This window comes from Actinosynnema sp. NPDC023658, assembly GCF_040639995.1.
Classification (GTDB): domain Bacteria; phylum Actinomycetota; class Actinomycetes; order Mycobacteriales; family Pseudonocardiaceae; genus Actinosynnema.
The window spans coordinates 1-4429 of record NZ_JBFAAX010000487.1; the positions used below are offsets into that span (position 1 = coordinate 1).

Sequence of the window (4429 nt, forward strand, 5' to 3'; positions counted from 1 at the left end):
GAACTCGAGTGCGGGACTGGCGCGGCGGGTCGCCGCGACGCTGGCGGGGGCACCACAACCCGTTCCGGGCTGAGCCGCGCGCCCGCTCCGGCGTGGACCGGCTCGCCGCGGACGAGCTGCCGCAGGGCGGCGGCGATCCGGGCCGACGGCGAGCCGGTGCCGTAGGGGGAGGGGATGTGCTCCAGGCGTTCCCGGTGGCCGGGCACGTCGTCCAGCCACCGCAGCACCTCCGCGCACACCCTCGGCCCCGGCGGCACCAGCGTGCCGAACGTGCCCTCGATCTCCGGGCGCTCGGTGCTGCGGCGCACCACGACCACCGGTCGCTTGAGGACGCTGACCTCCTCCTGGATGCCGCCGGAGTCGGACACCACCACGGCGGCGCACCGGGCCAGCGCCAGGAACGCCGGGTACGCCTGCGGTTCCACCACCTTGAGCCGGCGCAGGAGGGCGGTGAGCCCGAAGCCCTCGACCCGCTTGGCCGTGCGGGGGTGCAGCGGCAGCACCACCGGCAGCGGCAGGCGGTTCAGCTCCCGCAGGATGACCTCCAGGTTGACCGGGTCGTCCACGTTCTCCGGCCGGTGCACGGTGGCCAGCACGTAACCGTCGCGGTCCAGCTCGTGCGCGGCCAGGACGACGGCTTCCTCGTCGCGGCCGGGCAGCGCCGTCACGAGCGCCTCGACCACCGTGTTGCCGGTGATCGCGATGCGCTCCTCGGGGACGCTCTCCGCGAGCAGGTTGGTGCGGTTGAGCGGAGTCGGGGCGCAGCACAGGTCAGCGAGGTGGTCGATGGCCACCCGGTTGTGCTCCTCGGGCATCGCGCGGTCGAAGCTGCGCAGGCCCGCTTCCACGTGCACCAGCGGCACGTCGCCGGCGTTGGCGGCCAACGCGCCCGCGAGCGCGGACGTCGTGTCGCCCTGCACGATCACGGCCCTGGTGGGGTGCCGGGCGAGCACCTCGTCCACCGCGGCGACGGCGGCGCCGAGCTGCGTGCCGCGCCGGCCGCCACCGCCCACGGACAGCTCGTGGAACCGCCCGGGGCGGCCGATGTCCTGCCGGATCCGGTGGTACATCGCGGTGTCGTAGTGCTGTCCGGTGTAGACGACGGTGGCCTCGGCGCCCAGCACGCGGATCAGCGGGGCGAGCTTGATCAGCTCCGGCCTCGTGCCGCACACCATCGTGACGGTGCCGGGAACTGCCTGGTCCATCGGACACACCTCCAGTCGCGGAAGACGCGCACCCGGGGCGCGATCGCGGTGAAGGTTAGAGTCCCGGCGGTCGATTTCCCTTGCGCCTCAGTCGATCGAGTGAAATCGATCGGTTCCGCTGCCGAGTTGTCGAGGTGGGCCACTAGGTTGATGAGTGGATCACTCCGACGATCGGGACGGGTTCGAGGAAGAATGTTGCGAAGACACGCGGTCCTGCCCGCCACGGCCGTGCTCGTGGCGGTGCTGGTGGGGCCGTCGCACGCGCAGGCGAGCGGTACGGAGCTGCTGCCCGACCTCCGGCAGGCGCCGGTGGGGTGCAGCGGTGGCTCCACCGACAAGGTGTCCGCCTGTGCCGACTGGGACGTGTGCCCGGTCGCGGACCCGGCGGCGCCGAGCGGTGAGTGCGTGCGGGCGGCCCCGATCGGGGCGGTGCGGTTGCGGTTCACCACATCGGCGGAGAACGTGGGGGACGGGCCGCTGCTGATCCACGGCCGCCGGGACACGACCGGGCAGGCGGAGATGACGGCGCGGCAGGCGCTCCAGTCCGCTGTGGACGGTTCGATTCCGATGTCGTACGACGAGGCGCAGCACCCCGTCCCGGCCACCCTGTACTACGAGCCGGCGGCCGCGCACCAGCACTGGCACCTGCTCGGCTTCGAGCACTTCCAGCTCCGCACGCCGTCGGGCGCCGCGGTGGTGTCCGACCGGAAGAACGGGTTCTGCCTGGGCGACCGGTACGCGACGAACGACCGCCTGCCGAACCGGCCGATCGGGCAGGACGACCCGCAGGGCAGGTTGGCGGAGGTGCTGCGGAAGAACCGGTGCGGCCACCACGCGCCGGAGTCGTTGAGCGTGGTGCAGGGCATCTCGGTGGGGTCCGGCGACGACTACCTGTACACGGTCGACTTCCAGTGGTTGGACATCACGAGGGTGCCGTCCGGCGTGTACGACGTGGTGAACGTCGTCAACGGCGACCGGACGCTGGTGGAGAAGTCGTACGCGAACAACGCCTCGTCCATGGCGATCTCGGTGCGCTGGCCGGGCGGCGCGGTCGACCCGCCGGCGACCATCACCCAACCGCCCCAGGTGAGGGTGTTGCGCAACTGCCCCGGCACGGAGAGCTGCGCGAACTTGCGCAGGTGATCGGCGGCAGCCCGCCGGGGTGGCGGGGCCGATCACGGGCAGTGCGTGGTGGCGCACGCACCGCTGGTGGTCGGGGCGTGACCGTGTCGCGCGTTTGGTGGAGTGGTCCTGCGGGAATTCGGCAGGCGTCCGGACCGGTGACCCGAAGGGTGGGGCCATGTCGTTGGCCACCGAGCAGTCATTGGCCACCGAGAACCGCGTTCTCGCAGGTCGCTACCAGCTGGTGGGAAAGCTCGGCGCAGGCGGTGTGGCCGAGGTCCACCGGGGGTGGGACGTGCTGCTCCGGCGGTTCGTGGCGGTCAAGGCGTTCGAGGGCCTCGACGACGCCGTGGACTCCCGCCGGTTCGACAACGAGGTCCGGACGCTGGCCGCCCTGTCGCACCCCGGCGTGCTGTCGGTCTACGACGTGGGCACGTGCGGCCGGACGTCGTTCGTCGTCATGCAGCTGGTCGAGGGCACGACGCTGCGCGACCGGCTGCTGGACGGCACGTTCACGCCGGCCCAGGTCCGCGCGCTCGGCCACCAGCTCGCGGACACCCTCGCCCACGTGCACGACAACCGGATCGTGCACCGCGACGTGAAGCCGTCCAACGTCCTGCTCGACGGCTCTGACACGGCCTACCTGGCGGACTTCGGACTGGCCCGCTCGGTGGAGGCGACCAGGACCACGAACAACCACCAGGTCGTCGGCACCGCCGCCTACCTGGCCCCGGAGCAGGTGCGGGGCGACGAGGTCGGCCCGGCGGCGGACGTCTACGCGCTGGGCCTGGTGCTGCTGGAGTGCCTCACCGGCTACCGCGAGTACCAGGGCAACCGGGTGGAGGCGGCCGTCGCTCGGCTGCGCCGCCCGCCGGAGATCCCGCACGACGTGCCCACCGGTCTGGCCCGCCTGATCAAGGCCATGACCTGCCTGACGCCCCACCGCCGCCCCACGGCGGCCCAGTGCGCGGACAAGCTGCGCTCCGCCCTGCCGGTCGACCGCCTGCTGTGCGCTCCCCGGACCGCCTCCACCGGCCCGCTCGCCACCGAACGCCTCCACGCCTGACCTGGGTCCGATCGGGATCGGGGGCAGCACGGTCGCTTCAGGTCGAGGCGGATCAGGTCAGGGTGGCCAGGAACCGTTCCACCGCGTCCGTGAACTCCTCCGGCCGTTCGAGGTTCGGCAGGTGTCCCGCGCCGGGGATCACGACGAGCGCCGCGCCGGGGATGGTCGAGTGCATCCGCTGCGCCACGGCGACCGGCGTGTACTCGTCCTCCTCACCGACGACCACCAGCGCCGGCACGGCGGTGCGGGCCAGGGAGTCCAGGTAGTCCGGCCGTTCGGCACGTCCCCGCAGGGCCGCCGCGGCTCCTTCCGGCGCGGTGCCCCGCATCATCCGCAGCACGTGGTCCGCGACGTCGGGCAGCGCGCGGACGTTGTGGGGCGAGATCATCTTGTCCAGCACCTCGTCCGCGTACGGGCCCATGCCCTCGCGGAGCAACCGCTCCGCCGTCTCGCGGCGCAGCGCGCGCGCTTCCGGCGCATCCGCCTCCGCGAAGGTGTCCGCCAGGACGAGTGCACGGACGCGTGACGGGTGGGTGCGGTGCAATTCCATGACGATCTGGCCGCCCATGGACAACCCGCACAGGACGACTTGGTCCAGCCCGAGGCGGTCCAGGAGGCCGATCAGGTCCTGCGCGAACACGCTCAGCGGCGTCTTGCCGGGCACCACCGTCGTCTCGCCGTACCCGCGCAGGTCAGGAGCGATGACCCGGTACCGGGAACTGAGGCGCTCCACCTGCGGTCGCCACATCGAGCGGTCGAACGGGTGGCCGTGCACCAGCACGACCGGGATGCCCTCGCCCTTGTCGTCGTAGGCGATGTCGATGTCGTTCACGCGCATGCGTCCCCCAGGTCCGTTGACGTCAGCAGCGTAGGAACGCCACCATGCTCGGTGCAATGAAAACAATGCTCTCGGTGCAATGTGGGGTGGACGCGTGGCGGACTACCGGCTGATCGCGGACCGGCTGGCCGCCGACATCGGGGCCGGTCGGCTGAAGCCGGGCGACCGCCTGCCGCCGCAACGCGCGTTCGCCCGGCG

At 72.3% G+C, this 4429-nt stretch carries 4 protein-coding genes; 2 read left to right on the forward strand and 2 right to left on the reverse strand.

From position 1 onward, the window contains the following. Window positions 1-1205: UDP-N-acetylglucosamine 2-epimerase (non-hydrolyzing) (gene wecB / locus AB0G02_RS29575; RefSeq protein WP_360800271.1), on the reverse strand; the 1205-nt coding region annotated here is incomplete at its 3' end. A 192-nt stretch (window positions 1206-1397) separates the two neighbouring features. On the opposite strand from wecB, the gene AB0G02_RS29580 reads away from it, so the two are divergent. Both AB0G02_RS29580 and AB0G02_RS29585 read left to right on the forward strand, forming a co-directional pair. After that, window positions 1398-2348 carry a lysyl oxidase family protein gene (locus AB0G02_RS29580; protein WP_360800274.1) on the forward strand — a complete coding sequence of 317 codons (951 nt, stop codon included), beginning with the start codon at window positions 1398-1400 and terminating at the stop codon, window positions 2346-2348. Window positions 2349-2505: 157 nt separating this feature from the next. Then, entirely contained in the window at window positions 2506-3393 is an 888-nt protein-coding gene (locus tag AB0G02_RS29585) for a serine/threonine-protein kinase (protein ID WP_360800277.1), read from the forward strand. Between the two features lie 52 nt (window positions 3394-3445). Here the strand turns inward: AB0G02_RS29585 and AB0G02_RS29590 are convergent, their stop codons facing one another. After that, entirely contained in the window at window positions 3446-4225 is a 780-nt protein-coding gene (locus AB0G02_RS29590; RefSeq protein ID WP_360800280.1) for an alpha/beta fold hydrolase, read from the reverse strand. Between the last annotated feature and the right edge of the window lie 204 nt (window positions 4226-4429).

Excerpts from the sequence above, each read along its gene's own strand:
- AB0G02_RS29580 (WP_360800274.1), top strand. The coding sequence starts at position 1,398 with ATGTTGCGAAGACACGCGGTCCTGCCCGCCACGGCCGTGCTCGTGGCG.
- AB0G02_RS29585 (WP_360800277.1), top strand. The coding sequence starts at position 2,506 with ATGTCGTTGGCCACCGAGCAGTCATTGGCCACCGAGAACCGCGTTCTC.